The following is a 21,527-nucleotide window of genomic DNA, read 5'->3' as shown; positions in this document are numbered from 1 at the left end:
TGACGCCATGCCCGGCCTCAATGGTGATCAGATCCGCCAGCGCCTCGCGGACGCCCGCCTCTACCTGTGCACCGACGCCCGTCTCACGCGCGGCGACCTCGGCGAGTTCGCCCGCGCGGCGCTTGCGGGTGGTGTCGACATCATCCAGCTGCGTGACAAGACCGGCGGCGCGCCGCTTGAGGCGCGCCAGGAGCTGGCCGCGCTGGAGGTGCTCGCGCAGGCGTGCGCGGAGTACGGCGCGCTGCTCTCGGTGAACGACAGGGCGGACGTCGCGCTCGCGGCGGGCGCCGACGTGCTGCACCTCGGGCAGGACGACCTGCCGGTGACGGTCGCGCGCCGCGTGCTCGGCGACGAGCCGGTGATCGGCCGCTCGACGCACTCGGCGGAGCAGGCGCGTGCGGCCGCGGCGGAACCCGGCGTGGACTACTTCTGCGTCGGGCCGTGCTGGCCGACCCCGACGAAACCCGGCCGTGAGGCTCCCGGGCTCGACCTGGTGCGGTCCGTGTCGGGCGGCATCGACACGGACCGTCCGTGGTTCGCCATCGGCGGCATCGACCTCGGCAGGGTGCCCGAGGTGCTGGCCGCGGGAGCCGACCGGGCCGTCGTGGTCAGGGCCATCACCGAGGCCGACGATCCCCGTGACGCGGCCGCCGAGCTGCGGAAGGGACTCACGGCACCGCTTCGGGCGTGAGCTCGAGCCCGCCGCCGCCCTGCCCGCCCTGGTCGCCGGGCAGGTCGCCGGGCAGGGGCAACTGCTCCTCCGTCGGGGTGGGCTCGGAGGAGCTGCTGCTCGGCGATGGCTCAGCCGGCGGGGGCTGCTGCTCCTCGGTCGGGCCGGGGGTGCTCTCCTGCGTGGGCGTGTTCTCCCCGGTGGTCTCCGTGGAGCCCGTCGGCTCCTGCTGCTCGGTGCTGGGCTGCTGACCCGGCTGCTGCTCCCGGTGCTCGGTCTGGCCGGAGGTGTTGCCGACCAGTTCGTTCACCGTGCTGCGCCCGTTGCCGGACAGTGAGCTTCCGGTCGCCAGCTCGAAGCCGGTCACCACGAACATCCCGATCACGAACGCCGCGACGCTCGTGCCGACCAGCAGCGGCCAGCGGCGCTTCCACCACGCCCGCCGTTCCTCGGCCGGGGGCTCGTCGCCCCCCTCGCCCGGTTTGGGGAGGAACACCGTCTTGGTCTCGTCCGGCTTGGGCAGATATCTCGTTCGCTCGTCACCGGGCACCGGCATCCGGGTGGTGGGCACGGTTGGCTGGTCGGCCACCGCCGTCCGTTGCTGCACCTTGGTCTGCCAGCCGCGCGCGTCGGTGATCGCGGCGGCCATCGCCTTGGCCTTTTTGGTGGCTTCCTTCGTGGTCTTCAGCGACCGCAGGTAGACCTCACTGCCCACAGTGGTCACGATGCTGACCACACCGGCGCCCAGCACGGTCCCGTACACACCCAGCGACGACCCCAGGAACGCCGCCGTGATCGCGGCAAGTGCGGCCGCGATCACCTGTGCGGGCTTGAGGCCGGACTTCTCCGTTTCCTCTTGCTCTTCTTTCTGCTTCTCCCTAGTCATGATTCCGATCGCTCGCGCGGACTCGCCGTCTCCAGAACCCTCAACGTATTTATCGCCGGAAACGATCCCGGCGTTGCCAAGAGTGAGCACGGACACGGCGATCCACAATGGACTTTCTTGATCTCACACTGAATTCACGTGAGACCACGAAGATCACCGCGCCGTCCCGAAAACCGCCAAGGCCTACGCGTACCCGGCGGCGGGTCCGGTCAACCCGCTCGCCGGGAAATCGATCAGAACTCAGGGCCTGCTGAGCGTGGTGACGAACTTGTAGCGGTCACCCCGATAAATCGAACGCACGAACTCCACCGGTTTGTCGCCCGCAAAGGAGTGCCGGGAGAGCAGCAGCACCGGCATTCCGACATCGGCGCCGAGCAGCTCGGCCTCCTGGGGCCCGGCGAGCGAGGTCTCGATCGTCTCCTCCGCGCGGTCGAGCACCACTCCGTAGCGCTCTCGCAACGCAGCGTAGAGGGACCCACCCTCGGCGATCTGTTTGCGCAGGCCACGGAACCGGGCGAGCGGTAGGTGGGTGGTCTCCAGCGCCATCGGCTCCCCGTCGGCGAGCCGGAGCCGCTTGAGCTTCAGCACCTTCGCGCCGGTGCGGATACCGAGCAGCTTCGGCAGCTCACCCTCCGCGACGATCTCGTCGATCTCCAACAGCTTGGACGACGGCTCGCGGCCCTGCGCCCGCATGTCCTCGGTGTAGGACGACAGCTGGAGCCGCTGCGCGACCTTCGGCTCCGCGGCGAACGTCCCCTTACCCTGGACGCGGTGCAGCCTGCCCTCGGCCGTCAGGTCGGCGAGCGCCTGACGGACCGTCGTCCTCGACACGCTGAAGTCACCGGCGAGCGCCCGCTCGGTGGGAATGGGTGAACCCGCGGGTAGCGCCTCGAGCAGATCGAGCAGATGCTGTTTGAGCGCCCAGTACTTCGGCTCGCGCTGGCCACGTGTGCCGGATACCGAACCCGACGAACCCCCGGAAACCGTCTCCAACATGACCGACTCCTTACCGGAACGCCTCACTGCCTCACACCTCACTTGCAAAACTACCCTGCGCGCCCGCCGATGGACCCGTCTACTATTGGTCTAGACCTCGACGGGTGACGAGAGGACCATCGTGATAGAGGGCAAACCCGGCCGGAATATGACGGCCGAGATCGATGAGCAACCCGACATTCTCGCCGGGCTCGTCGAGCACCGGGCCGACATCGCCGAGACCGCCCGCGCGATCGCCGCCACGCCGCCGAGGTTCGCGTTGCTCGCGGCCCGTGGTTCGAGCGACCACGCGGCGTTGTACGCGAAGTACCTCATCGAGGTACTTCTCGGGCTGCCGGCCGGGCTCGTGTCGCCGTCGGCGACCACCCTCTACGGCGCCCGGCCCGACCTGCGCGACGTGCTGCTGATCTCGGTGAGCCAGAGCGGCGGCTCCCCCGACCTGCTGGAGGTCACCGAGTCGGCGCGCAAGCAGGGCGCGCTGACCGTGGCCGTGAGCAACACGCCGTCGTCGCGGCTGTTCTCGGCCGCCGAACTGGGCGTCGACATCCGCGCGGGCGAGGAGCACGCGGTGGCCGCCACCAAGACCTACACGGCGACGCTGCTCGCGTTGTACCTGCTCATCGACGCCGTGCGCGGCGGGACCGGCGAGGACGTCCGTGACATCGGCGAGCTGGCGAGGCGGACGCTGGAGGAGTCGCAGGCCGGTGTCGGCCGCGCCGTGGACCGGTACCGGTTCGCCGACCGGGTCATCGCCGCGGCGCGCGGCTACTCCTACGCCACGGCGCTGGAGGCGTCGCTCAAACTCGCCGAGACGAGCTACCTGGCCACCCGCGCCTACAGCGGCGCGGACCTGCTGCACGGCCCGGTGGCCGCCGTCGACGAGGAGACCGCGGTGCTCGCGGTGACCAGCAGGGGCCGGGGCGGCGCCGCGATGGGTGACGTGCTCGGCGCCGTCGCCGAGCGGGGCGCCGACGTGCTGACCGTGGGGTCGGCGGCCTCCGACATGCCGGGTGCGCTGCACGTGGACGTCCCTGAGACGGTGGAGGAGGTGGCTCCCGTGCTGGAGGTCCTGCCGGTGCAACGGCTTGCGCTGGGCCTCTCACTCGCGCGAGGCGGCGACCCGGACAACCCGCGCGGACTGCGGAAGGTGACGAAGACCCGGTGAGGTACGTGGTGGGCGTTGACGCGGGCGGCACTGCCACCCGCGCGCTGGCGGTCGGCGCCGACGGCACGGTGCTCGGCACCGGCAGGGCGGGAGGCGCCAACCCGAACTCGCACCCGCCCGAGCAGGCCGCCGCCGCCATCGCGGGGGCCGTGACGGCCGCGCTCACCGGCCTCGGGCCTTCGGAGCCGAGCGCGTTCGTGATCGGCATGGCCGGCGCGAGCAAGCTGACCGATCCCGCCGTCGCCGAGGTCTTCGACCGGGCGTGGCGTGGTGCCGGTTTCGGCGTGACCCCGCGCGTGGTGTCCGACGCGGAGGCCGCGTTCGCGTCGGCGACCGAGGACGCGGACGGCACCGTGCTGGTCGCCGGAACGGGCTCCATCGCGGGCCGCATCCGCAAGCGGCGCATGGTGTCGGTGGCAGGCGGTTACGGCTGGCTGCTCGGCGACGAGGGCTCCGGGTACTGGATCGGCAGGGAGGCCGTGCGGGCCGCGCTGGACGTGCTGACCAGGGGCGGCGAGGCCGGGCCGCTCGTGCGGGCCGTGCTCGCCGAGACCGGCGTCGAGGAGGACCAGCCGAAGGCACACCACCGGCTCATCACCGCGGCCAACGCCGAGCCGCCGGTGCGCCTGGCGCGCTTCGCGCCGCTGGTGAGCGAGGCCGCCGGGACCGATCCGGTTGCCGACGCGATCGTCGGAAGGGCCGCCGCCTGCCTCGTCGAGCTCGCCCTCGCCGCGAGGGAGCCGGGCGAGCGCACCCCGGTGGTGCTCGTCGGCAGCGTCCTCGGCGAGAACGGCCCGGTGGGAGCCGCCGTGCGCGAAGGGCTCAGCGGGCTCGACGTGCGCAGTGACACCGACGGCGTGCTCGGCGCGGCGTGGCTCGCGGCGGTGGACGCGTTCGGCGAGCACGCACCGCGTCCGAAACGGGTACCGTAGGCAACGGGGCCCCCGGACCTCCCCCTCGCCGGGGGCCCTCGCTCACTGCGTCTGGGGATGCCGCAGCCCGGGATGGCTCTCCGGGAGCGTCCGGTACAGCACCCAGCCGCTCACCGCCACCGTCAGGGCCACCAGCGGCCACGACAGCACCGTGCGCGCGACGCCCAGTGCCACCACCTCGCCCGCCCACCACAGCGAGCCGTACACGAGCACTCGCAACGTGTACTGCAGGAACACCCAGATCCAGCTCGCCCGGGAATAGGCCCTCAGCAGTGCCGGATCCTTGCGCCACCTGGTCTTCTGCCCGAGCGCGAAGCCCACGACAACGCCGAGCAACGGCCACCGCACCACGATGCTCGCCGCCCACAGCAGCGCGCTGGCCACATTGGACAGCAGCTGGATGAGGAAGAAGTCCTGGGCCCGCCCGGTGTGCAGCGCGATGAGGGCGGCGGCGACCACGGCGGCGAGGCTCACCACCACCGCGCGGGCCTTGTCCCCGCGCACCAGGCGGAACGCGCCCACCGCGACACTCACCGCGATCGCGGTCAGCGCGCCCCAGCCGATGGAGGAGCCGGTGGCGAGCCAGCCGACCACGAACGCGACGGGCGGCAGGCTCGCGTCGATCGCACCCTTGCGCCCGCCCAGCAGACTCGCGAGCGACTCGCGGGAGGGGGCGGGTTCGGTCGGGGTGTCAGTCACGTGTCCAGCCTGCCTCATTCGCGAAGTTAGGTCACCCTTCGCAGGTTACATTCGCCACACGCCTGAGCACGATCTTGTAATACGCGTGCGTAGGTGGCCGACGAAGGAAGACACTATGACGTCCGATCAAAGATCCGGACACCGTAGGTGGGACTGCGGGCGGGCGTCCGGTTGTTGATCGACACGAGAAGGGGTTCACAGGGCGTTGTCGGAGGGAGACCTCGTGACCGGGTACAACAGCTACGTCGCGATCGGAGACAGTTTCACCGAGGGGCTCAACGACCCCTTGCCGGACGGCAGCTTCCGAGGCTGGGCCGACCGCCTGGCCGAGATCCTCGCCGACGGACGCTCCGAGTTCGCCTACGCCAATCTCGCGATCAGGGGGAAACTGCTCGCCGAGATCATGAGTGAGCAGTTGCCGATCGCGCTCGAGACCCGTCCCGACCTGGTCACGGTCTGCGCAGGCGGCAACGACATCATCGTGCCCGGCGCCGACGTCGACGCGGTCGCGTCGGCCTTCGAGGAGGGCATCGCGGCGCTGCGCGCGGCCGGGATCGAGGTCGTGATCTTCACCGGCCCCGACACCAAACGCATGTCGGTGATGAGCATCCTGCGGGGCAAGGTCGCCATCTACAACGCACACCTGTGGGCCATCGCGGAGCGGCACGGCGCGAAGGTCGTCGACCTGTGGGCGATGGACGCGCTGCACGACGTCCGCGCGTGGAGCGACGACCGCCTGCACTTCACGCCAGAGGGCCACCGGCGGATCGCCCTGCGGACCGCCGAGGTGCTCGGGGTGCCGACCGCAAGCGACTGGCGTGAGCCGTGGCCGGAGACCGACGGGCACCCGAACTGGCTCATGCTGCGCCGCTCGGACCTCGAGTGGACGAGGGTGCACCTACTGCCGTGGATCCGCAGGCACCTGCGCGGCGAGTCGATGGGCGACGGCATCACTCCAAAGCGCCCGCGCCTGACCCCGCTCGCCGAGCGCCCCGCCGGCACGACCCTGATCGAACCCGCTGAGAACTAGGCGACGGCCGGCCACCGAACTGCAGTGAAGGCCACCATGCCTGCGTTGAACGCAGTGATGGTGGCCTTCACTGCGGCCGCGGCGAGCCGGCACGTTTCGCGCTTCCGCGAGCGCGCGTTTACAGTCGGTTCATGTCCGGTGGTGGAGGCCGGCCGTGGCTGGTTCCGCTCGCGCTGCTGGTGACGGGCGCGCTCGCCTTCCTCGCAACTCGATTCGAAGCCGATGGGATCGAGTCGGATCTGCTTGCCCGGTCACGGTCCGCACTCGCCGACGCCGGGCTGCCCGGCGCGTCCGTCAGCTTCGAGGGCAGGGACGCGACCGTTTCCGGACTGTCCGCCCGCGAGGCCGAGTGGGCGGTGGGCGTCGTGGCAGGCGTGGAGGGGGTTCGCGCCGCCGATGCGGCGGAGTCCACCCCGCGGCGCGAACCCGGGGTACCCGAGGATGCCCGGCAGCGGCTGCAAGCCGAGCTGGACGGCCTGCTGGCCACGCAGCCGATCTCGTTCCAGCCGGACACCGCCGTGCTCACCCCTGAGGGCGAGAGCGCGATGACCGCGGTGCTCGAACTGCTCGGCACCACGCCCACGGACATTCGCTTCGAGGTCGGCGGGCACGTCGCCCGCCTGCCGGGCGGGGACCCGGCCGGCGCGCGGGCGCTCTCGCAGGAGCGGGCCGACGCGGTGGCCCAGCGGCTGATCGCGTCGGGCATCGCCAACACGAGGGTCACCGCCATCGGCTACGGCGACACACGTCCGCTCAGCCCGAGCGGCGACACCGGCGCCGACCGGCGGGTGGAGATCACGGTGCGGTGAGAAGGGGGAGAGCGATGCTGTGGTTGTTCGGGCAGATCTGGCTCTGGCTGCTGATCTCGTTCGCGCTCGGCGCCGGGCTCACCGCCCTGCTGTTCCGGCGCCCTGCGCGACAACGCCCGCCCGAGCGTCCCGTCCCGCCTCCCGCGGCGCCCCCACCGGCCGAGGCCGAGGAGACCCGGCATCTGCCTGCCACCGGCGCGCTGCTTCCGGAACCCTCGCCTGACCACAGCCATCAGGAGGGCACGCTCCCGCCCCGGCGGGCCTGGCACGTCCGCAACGAATGGCCCGACGAGCAGGACGCGGCGGCGAGCGAGGACCAGGAGTCCCGGCGAGGCGGCTGACCCGCCGCTCACCCGCTGCTGATAAATTCGCTGCACCCGGTCACCCCCTGCCAGGCGGGTGTGGGTCTCCGGGTGCGTTCGAGGACGAGGTAAGGAACGTTGATGCCGCTCCCGCACTGGACCTCGGACAACGTGTTGCCACCCGGCCGTCACCCCGCCGATCTCTCCGACCTCTACGAGCGGTTCGTGTGGGACGCCCCGCACCGCAACGAGCGCGAGGTCCTCTTCAGCGCACTCAGTGGCTACCTCGGCGTCGTGACGCGGCTGATCCCGTCCGGGCGAGCCTGGATCAGCGGCACCATCACCGTGCGCAGCGAGCAGCTGCCGCAGGACGTCGACGTGGTGCTGATCCCCGACGACTGGGGCAGCCTCAAGCGGCTCGGCGGCCCCGCCCGCGCGGCGCTGTACGGGCAGCTCACGCTGCGCGGCGTGATCGCGGAGCAGCCCGCGATGTACCTGGAGCAGGTGCAACCGGTCGGCGGTCTGCTCGACGGGTTCCTCTGCCATCCCGGGGACGAGGAGGCGTGGGAACAGACGTGGTCCCGCGGCCCGGCCGACGGCATCGTCAAGGGCTTCGCGGAGGTGACCTGGTGAGCGTCTTCCGTGGCGTCGCCGAGAACATTCCCGGCGGCACCTGGCTCGACGACCTGGCGAGGGCGTCGGCGATGGCCGCGCATGCCAAGTTCGAGCGCACGTGCCGCTCGCCGCTACTGCGGGTGTCGCTGCTCGGGTCCTCCCAGCTCGACGCGTACACCTTCTCCGACATCAGCAAGGCGCTGCAGGACGCGACGGCCAAGATCGGCCACATCGTGCGCAACCCGCAGCAGGAGATCACCTACGTGCAGCCCGCCGACCGCGAGAAGGCGCCGCTGATCCAGCGCGGGCAGGCGGGCAACGCGATGTTCTTCGGTTTCCCTGAGACGGCCGCGCCCGACGCGCTCATCAACGACGGCATCGAGACGCTGTCGGAGCGGGCGGTCAAGGAACTGTGCGACTTCCTGCCTGCCAACGGCTCCGACGACGGCGCGCTCGATGCGGTGCTGCTGCAGCGCGACACCGTGCGCAACGCCGTGAGCGACATCGTCAACGCGGTGATGAAGACGTCGAGCCTAGGGCTGTCGCTGACCCCGACGAGCGGCGACGAACTGATGCGCAGCATGACCACCGAGCAGGCGCGCGTGCTGCAGAGCAGCCTGCGCGAGTCTCGCGAGGACGTCGGCTACGAGACGGTGACCGGCAGGCTCGACGGCGTGCGGACCCGGCGGCGCATCTTCTACCTCGAGCGCGACACCGGCAGCACGATCCAGGGCGCCGTCGCGCCGGACCTGCTCGACGAGATCAAGCTCAACCTCGACCGCCCGGTCACGGCGCGGCTGCGCGTGGTCAGGACGACGACGATCGACGGACGGCGGGGCCGCCCGGTGTACGAACTGCTGGAGATCCACTCGGAGACGAGCCTCTTCGACTGAGGCGGCTCGTCACCCGCCATCCGCGGGCAGGATGCGGAACGAGCGGAACCGGGGCGGCAACGGGGTCATCGCCCGGTAGTCGCGCTGGTGAGCGTGAAGACGCGGTCGGTGTGGTACCGGTGGGCGAGCACCAGCGGAGAGATCGCGAGCGTCTCGGTCTCGGGCGGACATGAATACGGCCCCGTGCCACCAGTCCCGATCTGGTGGCGCGGGGCCGTACTCACTCGTACTCGCTTCGTGACCGACGGCGCGGACTCACCCCGAGCAAGGAGCCACCCGCGCCACTGAGGCCACGATCACCTCATCGGTAACGCGACGAGGTGTGCGACACGGTAACAGGCCGCGCCGAGGCGGCTACAACCACCCCGGCACGCCTTGTTACCAATCGCTTACCCGGAGGCCACGGGTCAGCGAGTGACGGGGGTGAAGTCCCTGCTGCCGATGAAGGTCGGCCGGGGCTTGCTGGCCGCGAACGGCTCCTTCAGCGCGTTCTCGACGCTGTTGAACACCAGGAAGATGTTCGAGCGCGGATACGGGGTGATGTTGTTGCCCGAGCCGTGCATGATGTTCGAGTCGAAGAACAGCGCGGAGCCCGCGGGACCCGTGAACTGGTCGATCCCGTACTCGGCGGCGAGCTTGGTGATGTCATCCTCGCTCGGGACGCCGATCTCCTGCTCCTTCAGCGACGCCTTGTAGTGGTCGTCCGGCGTGGCGCCGACGCACTGCACGAACGTGCGCTGCGAGCCGGGCATCACCATCAGGCCACCGTTGAAGGGGTAGTTGTCGGTGAGCGCGATCGAGCAACTCACCGCGCGCGGCTTCGGCATCCCGTCCTCGGCGTGCCACGTCTCGAAGTCGGAGTGCCAGTAGAAGCCCGAGCCCTTGAACCCCGGCATGTAGTTCACGCGGCTCTGGTGGATGTAGACCTCCGAGCCCAGGATCTGCCTTGCCCGGTCCAGGATGCGCGGGTCGCGCACCAGTTCGCTGATCAGCTCGCTGATCTTGTGCACCTCGAAGATCGACCGGACCTCGCCGGACTTCTTCTCGGTGATCACGCGCTCGTCGGCCTTGAGCTGGGAGTCCGACGAGAGCCGTACGAGTTCCTGCCAGTAACCCTGCACCTCGGCGGGCGACAACAGGCCCTCGATGATCGTGTAGCCCTTCGCCTCGTGTGAGGCGAGTCCGGCCGCGTCGAACGGCCCGTCTCCCTCGGCGCCCCACACTGTGGGATCAGCCCGTTCGAGCAGCTGCGCCTCACCGACCACACGGGTTGGATAACTGTCCTCAATCCGGCTCTCTGCGAGAGTCAAAATACTCGCCTCCTACGAGTGCCACTCTTTTGTTTGTTTTCTGTGCCCCCTCGGGGTTCGCGATGCGGCGTGCCGGGGCCGCTCGACCCCGGCACGCCTATCGCGACGTCTCGGCAGTCAGTCAGTCTTCCTCGACCACGAGCGGGTACACGCCGTTCTCGTCGTGGACCTCGCGCCCGGTGACCGGCGGGTTGAACACGCAGACGGTGCGCATCTCGGTCTTCGGCCGGACCTGGTGCTTGTCGTGGTCGTTCAGCAGGTAAAGCGAACCGGGCTTGAGCTGATGGGTCTCGCCGGTCGCCTTGTTCGTGATCTCGCCCTCGCCCTCGACGACGAAAACGGCCTCGATGTGGTTGGCGTACCAGAAGTCGTTGACGGTACCCGCGTACAACGTGGTCTCGTGCACCGAGAAGCCCGCCTTGTCCTTGGCGAGCAGGATGCGCTTGCTCCGCCAGTTCGGCGTCTTGATGTCGGCGTCGGTGTCGGTGACCTCGTCGAGTGTGCGGACGATCAAAACGTACTCCCTTTCTCCTGTACGAAAACTGACTCAGCGCGACAGCACGGACTTCACGGAGTCCGTGATGATCTCCAGGCCCTGCTCGATCTCGGCGTCGGTGGTGGTCAGCGCGGGCAGCAGCTTGACGACCTCGCCGTCGGGACCGGACGTCTCCATGAGCAGGCCGCGGTCGAAGGCCGCCGCGCAGACCTTGCCCGCCACCTCGCCGGTCGGGAACTCGAGGCCCCTGGCGAGGCCGCGGCCCTTCGCGACGAGGTTCGCCTCGGGGTGATTCTCCACCAGCTCGGTGAACACGGCGCCGACGCGCTCGCCCTTGGCCTTGGTGGCCTTCTCCAGCTCGTCGTCGCGCCAGTAGGTGCGCAGGGCCTCGGTGGCGGTGACGAACGCCGGGTTGATGCCGCGGAAGGTGCCGTTGTGCTCACCGGGCGACCACACGTCGAGGTCGGGCCGGATGAGCGTGATCGCGAGCGGAAGGCCGTATCCGCCGATCGACTTCGAGAGGCAGACCATGTCCGGTTCGATGCCTGCCTCCTCGAAGCTGAAGAACGGGCCGGTGCGACCGCAGCCCATCTGCACGTCGTCGAGGATCAGCAGGATGTTGTGCCGCTTGCAGAGCTCGGAGAGGCCCTGCAGCCACTCGAGCCGCGCGGCGTTGATGCCGCCCTCGCCCTGCACCGTCTCTACGATCACGGCGGCGGGCTCGTTCAGGCCGCTGCCGGAGTCCTCGAGCAGGCGCTCGAAGTAGAGGAAGTCGGGGTAGGCGCCGTCGAAGTACTGGTCGTACGGCATCGGCGTGGCGTGAACCAGCGGGATGCCCGCGCCGCCGCGCTTCATCGAGTTACCGGTCACCGACAGCGCGCCCAGGGTCATCCCGTGGAAGGCGTTGGTGAAGTTGATGACCGATTCCTTGCCGGTGATCTTGCGCGCGAGCTTGAGCGCGGCCTCGACCGCGTTGGCGCCCCCGGGGCCGGGGAAGATGACCTTGTAGTCCATCGAGCGCGGCTGGAGGATCACCTCGTTGAGGGTCTCCAGGAAGTCGCGCTTGGCAACGGTGAACATGTCGAGCGCGTGGGTCACGCCGTCGCGCGAAATGTAGTCGATCAGTGCTTTCTTCAGCACCGGGTTGTTGTGCCCGTAGTTGAGCGCACCGGCTCCGGCGAAGAAGTCAAGGTACGCTTTGCCGTCCTCCGCGTAGAGCCAACTGCCTTGCGCTCGATCGAACACGGTCGGCCAGCCACGGCTGTAGCTGCGCACCTCGGATTCGAGCGTTTCGAAGATGCTCACCTTGCTTCGTCTCCTGCTTTATCGGGCGAAAACAATTGTTGGGTTTTCGCTTTCTAGCGCCCAGTCTCGTCGTGGGCTCGCACGAGCGGACCGATGCGGAACAGGTCCTCCGGCTCGTGCTCATCGGGAAAATCACTCGCCGCGAACAGCTCGGACCGCTCGAGAGGGGCGTTCCATCGCTTGGCGAAGGAACCGAACAGCCGGATCGACGCTTCGTTGTCCGGCGTGATCGTGGTGTCCAGGTAGCGCACTCCGTCGGCGACGAGGCGGTTGAACAGCGCGTCGAGCAGCTTTCCTGCCAGGCCGCGGCCACGCTGGGCGTCGTCGACCGCGACTTGCCACACTAACGCGGTGTCGGGCGCGTCGGGCCTGCGATAGCCGATGACAAACCCCACAGTATTTCCATCGACCTTGGCGACAACAGAAGTCTCAGCGAAATCGCGACACCACAACAGGTACGTGTACGACGAGTTGAGGTCAAGTTTTTGCGAATCACGCGCTATTCGCCACAGGGCGGCACCATCAGCTCGGGATGGCTTTTCGATCACCACGTGGCCCGCCGATTGATTATCGCCGTTGGCACGGATTGAGTGCTTTCCGGACATATTCAAGCAACGTAACAGAGTGCGTTACGCCGCTCAGCCCCAGATCGATGCGGACCCTCCGCCTACCTGCAACGACACAGAAACACATGTGACAATGCCGACAGAAATGTACCGATCATGGCGTCAGGTGTGCTATAAGCGCAGCACGTCCGGCCGCTGAGCTCTCAGCGGCTCACGTCTAGCACGGTAGTGGCACACGCCGTCGCACGCGAGGGGTCAGCCGAGCGCGACTCTGCGTCACCCTGTGTTCCGGCCAGGTTCGGCTCGAAGTCGGGGATTCGCAAACGACCGGTTCGAAGATCAACCGGTTCCGATCCCCACCGAAAGGTTTGCCGTGAACCGACGCCTGCGCAGCCTCGGCGTGCCGCTCGCCGCCGCGGTGCTCGCCACCGCCGCCGTCACCACGATCACGACGCTCGGACCCGTTGACGCCGACACCACCTCGGCTGCGAGTCCGGGCAAGCACCGCCAGGCGGTCGTCGCCGCCCACCGCGGCTCACCCGGCCTCGCGCCCGAGGAGACGCTCGCCTCCTACCAGCGCGCGCTGGCGGAAGGCGCCGACGTGCTCGAAGGCGACGTGCAGCTCACGGCCGACGGCGAGCTCGTGCTGGTGCACGACGACACGCTGGCCCGCACCACCGACGTCGAGACCGTGTTCCCCGAGCGAGCGCAGGGCCTGGTCGGCGACTTCACCCTCGCCGAGATCAAGCGGCTCGACGCGGGTTCGTGGTTCGACCCCCGTTTCGCGGGCCAGCGCGTGCCGACCGTGCGCGAGCTGCTGGAGCTCAACCGCGGCCGCGCAGGGCTGACGCTGGAGCTCAAAGCGCCGCAGAACAGCCCCGGTGTCGGTGCGAAGCTCGCCGAGGAACTGCGGGCGGCCGGGCTCGCCGACGGCGCGATCCTGCGCTCCGGCGCCTACCGCGTGAAGGTCCACTCCCGCGACGAGACCGCTCTGCGGGAGTTCCACGCGGTCGCGCCCAAGGTGCAGCTGGCGGTGCTGACCGGCGGCAAGATGCTCGACGACGCCATGCTCGACGCGCTCGCCGGCTGGACAGTGGGAGTGTTCGCCCACCCGCGCGTGACGACCGCGGCCGACATCGACCGGGCGCACGCGCGCGGGCTCAAGGTGTTCAGCGACCCGGTGGACAGTCCCGCGCAGATCGAGATGGCCCTGCACCAGCGGTACGACTGGGTGGTCACCAACCACCCGGAGACGGCGCTGCGCGTGCGCGCGGGCAAGGACGCGTTCCCGGGACAGGGCGCCGTCGTCGTCGACCACGTCTTCCCGAACCCGAGCGGCGACGACGTCCAGCCGGAGACCGGCGAGCACGTCACCCTGCGCAACACCACGGCCAGGCCGATCGACGTGAGCGGGCACTACGTGCGCGACGCGGCGAGCAACCTGTTGCGCATCGGCGAGGGCTTCACGATCCAGCCCGGCAGCCTGCTGCGGGTCTACCCCGGTCCGGGAACGAACCGCCCGGACGCCGTCTACAACGGGCTGACCGCCGGGTTCCTGAACAACACCGGCGGCGACACGGTGACCCTCTACTCGCCGGGCCACCGGGTGCTCGACACCCACTCCTACATCGTCCCGTGACCGGTGGGGTGCGGCGTGACCCCACGTCGCACCCCGGCCCGGTGCCCCGTCACGCCTGTCCGGACGACCTGGACACCGTGGTGATCCGTCCCGCCATGGGCGGACATCTGGCCGCTGCCGCCGACCCTCGCCGGCGCTGAGCCCTGGAGGACCGGCGAACGCTCGCGGCGACCTTTCGAGCGCCAGTGCCGTGCCGGTGTGCGCGGCACGGGTTCGCCGTGTCGAGCCGCCTCCTCTCCGGGCCGGGTGCCCGCGCGCATAGGTCCGCGTCCACGCCACGTGCGACGATGGAGCCATGCCCAAGAAGCTGCGCCTCACCGGCGACGCCGAGGCCGACAAGCTGCTCAGCAGCGACCCCTTCGCGCTGCTCACCGGTCTGCTCCTCGATCAGCAGTTCCCGATGGAGCACGCGTTCATGGGGCCGAAGAAGATCGCGGACCGCATGGACGGCTTCAGCATCACCAAGATCGCCGATACCCCTGTCGAGGAGTTCGTCGAGCTGTGCGTGGAGCCGCCTGCCATCCACCGCTACGGCGGATCGATGGCTCGGCGAGTCCACGCTCTGGCGAATCACGTCCTCGAGCACTACGACGGCAAGACGGACAGGATCTGGAAGTCCGGCAAGCCGGACGGCAAGGAACTGCTCCGGCGGGTCAAGGCACTGCCGGGCTACGGCGACCAGAAGGCCAGGATCTTCGTTGCGCTCCTCGGCAAGCAGCTGGGCGTGACGCCGGAGGGCTGGCGCGAGGCGGCGGGCGCCTACGGCGAGGAGGGCTCGCGCCGGTCGATCGCCGACGTCACCAGCGCCGAGACCCTCGCGGAGGTCCGCGACTTCAAGAAGGCGGCCAAGGCCGCGGCCAAGGGCGCCGGCTAGCTCGCGAACCGCTTGCGGTACTCCGTCGGGCTCAGCCCGGTTCGCCTGCGCAGCCGCGCCCTCAGGTTGGCCACGCTGCCCAGCCCGCTGCGGGAGGCCACGACGTCGAGTCGCTGCTCACCACGCTCGATGAGCCTGCACGCAAGGTCCACGCGTTCGGCCGTGAGCCAGCCGAGCGGCGTCGTGCCGAGTTCGGCGCGGAACCGGCGGTGCAGCGTGGCCTGGCTCATGGCTGCCCGAGCGGCGAGGTCGGCGACCGTCAGTGGCTGGTCCAGCCGCGCCTGAGCCCAGGCGAGCACCGGTGCGAGCGACGCGTCCGGTACCTCGGGCACCGGCCGTTCGATGAACTGCCGCTGACCGCCGTCCCGGTGCGCGGCGAACACCAGCCGCCTGCTCACCGCGTTCGCGATCTCGGCACCGTGGTCGCGCCGGACCACGTGCAGCCCGAGGTCGAGTGCGGCGGCGCTGCCCGCCGCCGTGAGCACGTCACCGTCGTCGACGAAGAGCACGTCCCGTTCCAGCCGCACCGACGGGAACCGGGCGGCGAAGACCTCCGCCCACCGCCAGTGCGTGGTGGCCCTGCGCCCGTCGAGCAGACCCGCCGCGGCGAGCGTGAACGCGCCGGTGCAGAAGCTCAGCAACCGGGCACCCCGGTCGGCCGCGGCGCGCACGGCGTCGAGCACGGCGGGCGCGGGCTCCACCTCGGGATCAGGCCGGTTCGGCACGAGAACCGTGTCCGCGGACTCCACCGCGTCGAGCCCGGCGACCTCGGACAGCGTGAACATGCCCAGGTGCATGCGAACGGCCGGCCGCGCCGAGCAGAGCACGAACTCGTACCAGTCCCGGCCGAGCTCGGGCCTGCGCAGCCCGAACAGCTCCGTCGCCACGCCCAGCTCGAACGGATTCGAGCCGTCGTCGACGATCGCCACAACGCGGTGCGGCGCGTGCGAGGAATCAAGCGACATATGCGATTCCTAGCACCCACGTGTCGGGCTCCGCTGACGAGGATGGAGCCATGACCGAACCGATCGAACTGACCGCCGCGCTCTCTACGTTCGACCAGCTCTGGAGCCCGCGCATCGTGACACAGGTGAACGACTACGACGTCCGTGTCGCCAAGGTCGCGGGCGAGCACGTGTGGCACGCACACGACGACACCGACGAGTTCTTCCTCGTCCTCGACGGCGAGCTGACGATCGCTCTGCGCGAGCAGTCCGGCGAGCGATCCGTCGTGCTCCCCAAGGGCGCGGTGTTCGTCGTGCCCCGCGGCACCGAGCACAAACCGTTCTCGAAGGACGGCGCCTCACTGCTGTTGTTCGAGCCGACCGGCACCCTCTCCGTCGGCGACCGCCACGACGAGCTGCCCGGCCACGTCGACGCCACCACCGGGCACGCGCTCAGCGGCTAGGAACGCCGCCGCTCAGCGGAGCACGATGCCGCGCACGAACGCGGCCTGCCCGACGTGCTGCAGGTCGTCGCCGATGACACTGACGAGCCGGACGCCCAGCGTCACCGGAGGGTCCCAGTTCTCGTCGACGACGACCTCCAGGTCATCGTCAGAGAGCCCCTCCACGTAGCCGATCGTCTGCTCGCACACGGCGTCGTGGTAGTCCACGAGCAGTTGCGGCGAGCCGACCCGCACCTTCGCGACGTCGGCGCTCGAGTGCCCATAGCCGATGTCACCTGCCGGGAACGGCAGACCGAACCGGTCGGCCCAGCCCTTCGCGGTCCAGACCTGATCGAGGCCGGCGACGTCGGCGACGTGATCGTCCTGGACCCGCGTCAGGTGCCACACGAGCCACGCGATCGAGTTCGCGTCCTTGTCGACGCGGTGGGCCAGCTGCTCCCCTGTCAATCCGTCGACAGCGGCGTGCACCTCCTCCCGGATGCGGCCGAACGCGTCCTTCAGTAGCTCCACACTTCCCATGGCTCAATTGTGTTTGATCGGGACGCGGGCTGCCGCACACTTCAGGACGTGCCCCGCTCGGTCCCCGCTTGCGGTTCACCGCCCTCGCCCGCTCGTCGCCGTGGCGCCGGCGGACCCTGCGGTTCACCGGGTGCTCGCGGCGGCCGAACGGGGCGGAGCGCGAGGTCCGCGCGTGGTGCGCGACCCGACGGTCTCCGGATCGAGCCAGGACGGGACGCCGCTCAGCGCGGCGGTCGCGACGCGGCCGTGGGCCACCACGCCGACCATCACCACCGAGGGCACCCGCGTCGAGCGGCCCCGTTCGACCCGCTCGCCCCACGCGCCAAGCGGCCCGAAACCGACACCGACGGGCTCGCGGTCCGCAGTCCCACCGAAGGCTGCGCCGCACTGCCACGATCCGATGTACGTCGACTACCGCTCGGTGGCGATGCAGGACCCCGTCGAGCTCGCCGACGCCGAGTGCGGGTTCAGCGCTCCCACACCGGATTCGGTCGAGATCAACGACGGTCGGCGAGGCCTCTCACGGCAGGCGGGCGTGGCAGACGACCCCTGCGCTCGACCCCGCCTACGACCCCCTGTTCGTCCCGCGCGTTGCTCTTCTCCGCCGGCGTCCGAGGACAGGCCCGAGGCCGCTCGCCCACACGCGCGACCGGCAGCTGGGTCTGCGCTGCGCCGGCGCACCCCTGGTGCGGCCGGACGTGGCGACCGGCGTGTGTGTCTGCGCCGAGGAGCTCGGCGGATCGCGAGCGAGCGGCGGCCCCGACGTCGCGATCGAGGCCGTCGACGAATCCATGCCAGACGAGCTGCTTGCGGCCAGAAACTGGCCGGAATCACGCATAGCGTGGTCGCACCGACAACGACAAGGAGTGGTGACCATGGACTTCAAGCTCGAACTCGTCAGTGTTCCGGTGTCTGATGTGGACAAGGCGAAGGCTTTCTATGTGGAGAAGGTCGGCTTCAACGCCGATCACGATCACACCGTGAACGACGACATTCGCTTCGTGCAGCTCACCCCGCCCGGCTCCGCCTGTTCGATCGCCATCGGCAAGGGGCTCTCGAAGATGCGGCCGGGTTCCGCCGAGGGTTTGCAGGTGGTGGTCTCCGACATCGAGGCGGCACGCGCCGAGCTCGCTGGCCGGGGTGTCGACGTCAGCGACGTGCAGGACTTCCCGTGGGGCCGGTTCGTGTTCTTCTCCGACCCGGACGGCAACTCCTGGGCTGTGCAGCAGATCCCCGCTCGTTCCTGAACCTCCTCTCGCTTCGTGAGCGCCTAACGCACCGCCGGCCGGGGAAACAGCTCGACGAAACGCCGAGCGGTCTCGTCGTCGCCCTCGACCTTGGCCTCTCCGTGACGCTGCGCCTCGGTGAGTTCCCGGCCCCCGAACACCACCGAGCGCAGCGTCGCGGCACCGGTCTCGATGACGGCGTCGGGCTCCTCGGCCGACCCGCGCCCCATGGTGAGATCCCCCTCGGCGACCTCGGCGTGGAACACGTCGCCGCTGACCCGCAGCTCCACCCCCAACCGCAGCCCCGCCGCGGCCTGCACGTCGAACGTCGTCCTCAACGCGAGCACGAGCGCATCCGGACTCAGTTCGGCGTCCGACGTCATCGGCGTGCGACTACCCCACCTGGCCAGCGCGAGCAGGGCGGGCTCGAGCCCCTGCCCGCGCTCGGTCAGTTCATAGGCCCACGCACTCGCCGGCGGCCCCAGCCTGCGCCGGCGCACGATCCCGGACTCCTCGAGCTCCCGCAGCCGGGTCGAGAGCACGTTCTGGCTGGCGTGCGGCAGCCCTTCACGCAGATCGGTGAACCGCTTCGGGCCGTTCAGCAGCTCCCGGACCACGAGCATGGCCCAGCGTTCCCCGACCAGGTTCAAAGCGCGGGCGAGGCCGCACGGGTCGTCGTAAGTGCGCTTGCCTGACATGCCTCCGAACTTACACTTCACAATCAGGACTGGCTAGTGCTAATTTAGGACCACAAGCCAGAGGAGGCGTCATGACCACACCGCGAACCACCGAGATCGAGACCCTGCCCCAGGGCGACGTTGCCCTGCTGGAGAGCGCGGTCGCCCAGCGGTTACTGCATTCGACGGAGCTCGCCCGGCTCGGCTATACGGCGAGAGACGGCACACCCCGGGTGCTGCCGATGCTGTTCCACTGGAACGGTGCCGAGGTGGTGATGTCCACGTTCGCGGGCGCACACAAGATCGCGGCCCTGCGAGAACGGCCGGACGTGGCGATCACCATCGACACGGCGACGGTTCCCCCGGAGATACTGCTGATCAGGGGCAGAGCCGAGGTGACCGATGTGGACGGTGTCGTCGAGGAGTACGCCCTGGCACACCGGCGCTACTACGGTGAGGAGCAGGCGGCGGCGACGCTGGCCGAGGTCGACCGGCCGGGCACGCGCATGGCCAGGATCGCCGTCTTGCCGACCTGGGTCGGGGTCCTGGACTTCCAGACCCGCGTTCCCGGCGTGCTGGGAGGTGTGTCGTGAGTGCGACGTTCGTGCTGCTGCCCGGCGCGGGCACTGACTCGTGGTACTGGCACCTGGTGGCCCCGCCGCTGCGCGCGGAGGGCTTCGATGTCCTGACCCCCGACCTGCCGTGGACGGACGACGCCTCCGGGTTGGCGGAGTACGCCGACGTGGTGGTGGAGGCGATCGGCGACCGGAAGGACGTCGTGCTCGTGGCGCAGTCGATGTCGGGTTTCGTCGCCCCGATGGTGTGCGAGCGCGTGCCGGTCAGCCTGCTCGTCCTGGTCGCGGCGATGACGCCGAAGCCGGGCGAGTCGCCTGGCGAATGGTGGGCCGCCACCGGTCAGGAACGTGCGCAGCGAGAGCAGGCCGAGCGCGACGGCAGGACCGTGGACTTCGATCCTCTCGAGCTGTTCTTCCATGACGTACCTGCCGACGTCACCGCGGAGGCGTTCGAACGGGGCGAGCGGAACCCGTCCGACACGCCGTTCGAGAAGCCGTGGCCGCTGGCCGCGTGGCCGGACGTGCCGACCAGGTTCCTGCTGTGCCGCGACGACCGGCTGTTCCCCGCTGACTTCCAGCGCCGCGTCGTCCGGGAGCGACTGGGGATCGTGCCCGACGAAATGGACGGCGGCCATTTGCCCGCGCTGGCCCGGCCGCACGAGTTGACGAGGAGGTTGCTCGACTACGTGCGCTCCGGCTGAGCCGGCGGCAGGTTTGCCACCATCGCGTCGACCGTCGCGGGGGACAACATCTCGTCGGCCACGAGACCGGCGAGGCCGACGAAGGCGCCGTTCTCGCCGAGCTGGGACGGTTCGATGTCGAGGTTGCGCAACGCACTCGCATGGGCGTTGGCCTCAACCGTGCGCCGTAGGGCCTCGAGAAACGGCGGCAACACTCCGATCGCGCCACCCACGCGCACGTAGCGCGGGTTGACGATGGTGACCATCGTGGCCACCACCGTGCCAACGAGGCGGCCGGCCTCCGCGGCGGCGCGGACGGCGTCGCCACGACCCTCGCCAACCCTGCGGACAACGTCGGCCAGGGTGCGGACACCGGTGGAGCGGAGGTCTCGGGTCAGGGCCTGGCCACTCGCGCTGGCGGCGACACACCCTCGGCGGCCGCAGCTGCACCGCTGCTCACTGCCCTCGATGCGCATGTGGCCGATCTCGCCGGCGGAGCCGCTTTCACCGCGGTGGATGCGGCCGGAGATCACCACGCCCGCGCCGATCCCGGTGCCGACCTTCACACCGATCAGCGCGGAGTCCGGTCGGCCCATGGCGTAGTAGTCGCCGAGGGCGAGCGCGTTGGCGTCGTTCTCGAGCAGCACCGGCACGCCGAACGCTTCGGCGAACGGTTCGCGCAGGGGCTTGCCGTTCCAGTCGGGCATGGTGGGCGGCGCCACGGTGACGCCACGCTCGTGGTCGATCTGGCCCGGCACGGAGAGCGCCATGGCGCACAGGGTGTCGGCCCTGTCCGTCCGGTTCAGGAGGTCGCGGCCGGCGTCGAGCAGCACCGGCACCACCTCCTGCGGACTGTGGCGCACGGGCAGGCGATGGTCGTCGCGGGCGAAGACGGTGCCGCGCAGGTCTGTCACGGCGAGGGTCGCGTGGCTCTGGCCGAGGTCGGCGACGAGCGCGGTGCGGCCGGTGTCGTTGACCTCGAGCACCTCGGCACGTCTGCCGCCGCTGGATTCGCGGTGCCCGGACGCGCGGACGAGACCGAGGCGGCGCAGCACGTCGAGCCGCTCGACCATCGTCACCCGCGACAGGCCGACCCGTTCCTGGAGTTCCTGGCGGGTCAGCGGTCCCTCTGCGCGCAGGACGCCGAGAACGCGTCCCGGCGAGGTGGGACTCGTCTGCGTCGACTTGGTCACGAGCACGTTGACAATATCCCTCAGAGAACTTACGTTAACCAACCTGACAAAAGTTCGTAACG

26 protein-coding genes are annotated in these 21,527 nt (G+C 69.9%); 14 read left to right on the top strand and 12 right to left on the bottom strand.

What is annotated here, in order from left to right; translation table 11 throughout:
• Positions 1-7 precede the first annotated feature (7 nt).
• Positions 8-691, top strand: a complete 684-nt coding sequence (thiE, locus tag DI005_RS36950; protein WP_112264589.1) for a thiamine phosphate synthase — start codon at positions 8-10, stop codon at positions 689-691.
• Here the strand turns inward: thiE and DI005_RS36945 are convergent.
• On the bottom strand, positions 669-1,556 hold the full coding sequence (locus DI005_RS36945) for a hypothetical protein (protein WP_146770496.1): 888 nt from the start codon (positions 1,554-1,556) through the stop codon (positions 669-671). The two genes, thiE and DI005_RS36945, sit on opposite strands and share 23 nt — an antisense overlap.
• A 240-nt stretch (positions 1,557-1,796) precedes the next feature.
• Entirely contained in the window at positions 1,797-2,552 is a 756-nt protein-coding gene (locus tag DI005_RS36940; protein ID WP_112264592.1) for a GntR family transcriptional regulator, read from the bottom strand.
• A 148-nt stretch (positions 2,553-2,700) separates the two neighbouring features.
• Here DI005_RS36940 and DI005_RS36935 point away from each other — a divergent pair, with 148 nt between their 5' ends.
• Entirely contained in the window at positions 2,701-3,717 is a 1,017-nt protein-coding gene (locus tag DI005_RS36935; RefSeq protein ID WP_199543543.1) for an SIS domain-containing protein, read from the top strand.
• Positions 3,714-4,649, top strand: a complete 936-nt coding sequence (locus DI005_RS36930) for an N-acetylglucosamine kinase (protein WP_113645107.1) — start codon at positions 3,714-3,716, stop codon at positions 4,647-4,649. The genes DI005_RS36935 and DI005_RS36930 overlap by 4 nt, the downstream gene beginning before the upstream one ends.
• Positions 4,650-4,691: 42 nt before the next feature.
• On the opposite strand, the gene DI005_RS36925 is transcribed toward DI005_RS36930, so the two are convergent.
• Complete coding sequence (locus tag DI005_RS36925) at positions 4,692-5,348, bottom strand: DUF3159 domain-containing protein (protein WP_228714263.1); 657 nt, start codon at positions 5,346-5,348, stop codon at positions 4,692-4,694.
• Between the two features lie 223 nt (positions 5,349-5,571).
• On the opposite strand from DI005_RS36925, the gene DI005_RS36920 reads away from it, so the two are divergent.
• From DI005_RS36920 to DI005_RS36900, 5 genes are all read left to right on the top strand, one after another.
• Positions 5,572-6,378 (top strand): SGNH/GDSL hydrolase family protein, encoded by an 807-nt coding sequence (locus tag DI005_RS36920; RefSeq protein ID WP_112264600.1) that lies wholly within the window; start codon positions 5,572-5,574, stop codon positions 6,376-6,378.
• Positions 6,379-6,509: 131 nt separating this feature from the next.
• A complete protein-coding gene (locus DI005_RS36915; RefSeq protein WP_112264602.1) occupies positions 6,510-7,187 on the top strand; it encodes an OmpA family protein in 678 nt (225 codons plus the stop codon).
• A 14-nt stretch (positions 7,188-7,201) separates the two neighbouring features.
• Positions 7,202-7,528: a hypothetical protein gene (locus DI005_RS36910; protein ID WP_112264604.1), complete on the top strand. Its 327-nt coding sequence runs from the start codon at positions 7,202-7,204 to the stop codon at positions 7,526-7,528.
• 102 nt (positions 7,529-7,630) lie between these two features.
• Positions 7,631-8,122, top strand: coding sequence for a hypothetical protein (locus tag DI005_RS36905; protein WP_112264606.1), 492 nt, complete (start codon positions 7,631-7,633; stop codon positions 8,120-8,122).
• Entirely contained in the window at positions 8,119-8,997 is an 879-nt protein-coding gene (locus DI005_RS36900) for a hypothetical protein (RefSeq protein WP_369973662.1), read from the top strand. The genes DI005_RS36905 and DI005_RS36900 overlap by 4 nt, the downstream gene beginning before the upstream one ends.
• A 407-nt stretch (positions 8,998-9,404) precedes the next feature.
• Here the strand turns inward: DI005_RS36900 and thpD are convergent, their stop codons facing one another.
• The 4 genes from thpD to ectA form a co-directional block, all read right to left on the bottom strand.
• Complete coding sequence (thpD, locus tag DI005_RS36890; protein WP_112264608.1) at positions 9,405-10,307, bottom strand: ectoine hydroxylase; 903 nt, start codon at positions 10,305-10,307, stop codon at positions 9,405-9,407.
• A 121-nt stretch (positions 10,308-10,428) separates the two neighbouring features.
• Entirely contained in the window at positions 10,429-10,821 is a 393-nt protein-coding gene (locus tag DI005_RS36885) for an ectoine synthase (RefSeq protein WP_110343203.1), read from the bottom strand.
• Positions 10,822-10,854: 33 nt separating this feature from the next.
• A complete protein-coding gene (gene ectB, locus DI005_RS36880; protein WP_113645106.1) occupies positions 10,855-12,108 on the bottom strand; it encodes a diaminobutyrate--2-oxoglutarate transaminase in 1,254 nt (417 codons plus the stop codon).
• 53 nt (positions 12,109-12,161) lie between these two features.
• Entirely contained in the window at positions 12,162-12,713 is a 552-nt protein-coding gene (gene ectA / locus DI005_RS36875; protein WP_112264612.1) for a diaminobutyrate acetyltransferase, read from the bottom strand.
• A gap of 334 nt (positions 12,714-13,047) precedes the next feature.
• Between ectA and DI005_RS36870 the strand changes: the two genes are divergently transcribed.
• Both DI005_RS36870 and DI005_RS36865 read left to right on the top strand, forming a co-directional pair.
• Positions 13,048-14,313 carry a glycerophosphodiester phosphodiesterase family protein gene (locus DI005_RS36870; protein WP_147263937.1) on the top strand — a complete coding sequence of 422 codons (1,266 nt, stop codon included), beginning with the start codon at positions 13,048-13,050 and terminating at the stop codon, positions 14,311-14,313.
• Positions 14,314-14,608: 295 nt separating this feature from the next.
• Complete coding sequence (locus tag DI005_RS36865; RefSeq protein ID WP_113645104.1) at positions 14,609-15,187, top strand: HhH-GPD-type base excision DNA repair protein; 579 nt, start codon at positions 14,609-14,611, stop codon at positions 15,185-15,187.
• On the opposite strand, the gene DI005_RS36860 is transcribed toward DI005_RS36865, so the two are convergent.
• The gene (locus tag DI005_RS36860) at positions 15,184-16,152 is read right to left on the bottom strand and encodes a helix-turn-helix domain-containing protein (RefSeq protein ID WP_113645103.1); all 969 of its coding nucleotides are present in this window, start codon (positions 16,150-16,152) and stop codon (positions 15,184-15,186) included. The two genes, DI005_RS36865 and DI005_RS36860, sit on opposite strands and share 4 nt — an antisense overlap.
• A gap of 50 nt (positions 16,153-16,202) precedes the next feature.
• On the opposite strand from DI005_RS36860, the gene DI005_RS36855 reads away from it, so the two are divergent.
• The gene (locus tag DI005_RS36855) at positions 16,203-16,595 is read left to right on the top strand and encodes a cupin domain-containing protein (RefSeq protein WP_113645102.1); all 393 of its coding nucleotides are present in this window, start codon (positions 16,203-16,205) and stop codon (positions 16,593-16,595) included.
• A gap of 12 nt (positions 16,596-16,607) precedes the next feature.
• Here the strand turns inward: DI005_RS36855 and DI005_RS36850 are convergent, their stop codons facing one another.
• Complete coding sequence (locus tag DI005_RS36850; RefSeq protein ID WP_112264622.1) at positions 16,608-17,114, bottom strand: DUF664 domain-containing protein; 507 nt, start codon at positions 17,112-17,114, stop codon at positions 16,608-16,610.
• A gap of 123 nt (positions 17,115-17,237) precedes the next feature.
• A complete protein-coding gene (locus DI005_RS38430) occupies positions 17,238-17,387 on the bottom strand; it encodes a hypothetical protein (protein WP_158303229.1) in 150 nt (49 codons plus the stop codon).
• A 425-nt stretch (positions 17,388-17,812) separates the two neighbouring features.
• On the opposite strand from DI005_RS38430, the gene DI005_RS36845 reads away from it, so the two are divergent.
• On the top strand, positions 17,813-18,361 hold the full coding sequence (locus DI005_RS36845) for a glyoxalase superfamily protein (protein WP_369973661.1): 549 nt from the start codon (positions 17,813-17,815) through the stop codon (positions 18,359-18,361).
• 23 nt (positions 18,362-18,384) lie between these two features.
• On the opposite strand, the gene DI005_RS36840 is transcribed toward DI005_RS36845, so the two are convergent.
• Complete coding sequence (locus DI005_RS36840; RefSeq protein ID WP_112264624.1) at positions 18,385-19,038, bottom strand: helix-turn-helix domain-containing protein; 654 nt, start codon at positions 19,036-19,038, stop codon at positions 18,385-18,387.
• A gap of 71 nt (positions 19,039-19,109) precedes the next feature.
• Here DI005_RS36840 and DI005_RS36835 point away from each other — a divergent pair, with 71 nt between their 5' ends.
• Together DI005_RS36835 and DI005_RS36830 are read left to right on the top strand one after the other, a co-directional pair.
• A complete protein-coding gene (locus tag DI005_RS36835) occupies positions 19,110-19,610 on the top strand; it encodes a pyridoxamine 5'-phosphate oxidase family protein (RefSeq protein ID WP_112264626.1) in 501 nt (166 codons plus the stop codon).
• Positions 19,607-20,293 (top strand): alpha/beta fold hydrolase, encoded by a 687-nt coding sequence (locus DI005_RS36830; RefSeq protein ID WP_113645100.1) that lies wholly within the window; start codon positions 19,607-19,609, stop codon positions 20,291-20,293. Before DI005_RS36835 ends, DI005_RS36830 begins: the two co-directional genes overlap by 4 nt.
• Here the strand turns inward: DI005_RS36830 and DI005_RS36825 are convergent.
• Positions 20,275-21,465 (bottom strand): ROK family transcriptional regulator, encoded by a 1,191-nt coding sequence (locus DI005_RS36825; RefSeq protein WP_113645192.1) that lies wholly within the window; start codon positions 21,463-21,465, stop codon positions 20,275-20,277. The two genes, DI005_RS36830 and DI005_RS36825, sit on opposite strands and share 19 nt — an antisense overlap.
• Between the last annotated feature and the right edge of the window lie 62 nt (positions 21,466-21,527).

This window comes from Prauserella sp. PE36 (assembly GCF_003311655.1).
Taxonomy (GTDB): Bacteria; Actinomycetota; Actinomycetes; order Mycobacteriales; family Pseudonocardiaceae; genus Prauserella_A; species Prauserella_A endophytica.
The sequence above is the reverse complement of the archived record's forward strand: the minus strand, read 5'-3'. Positions and strand labels throughout refer to the sequence as shown.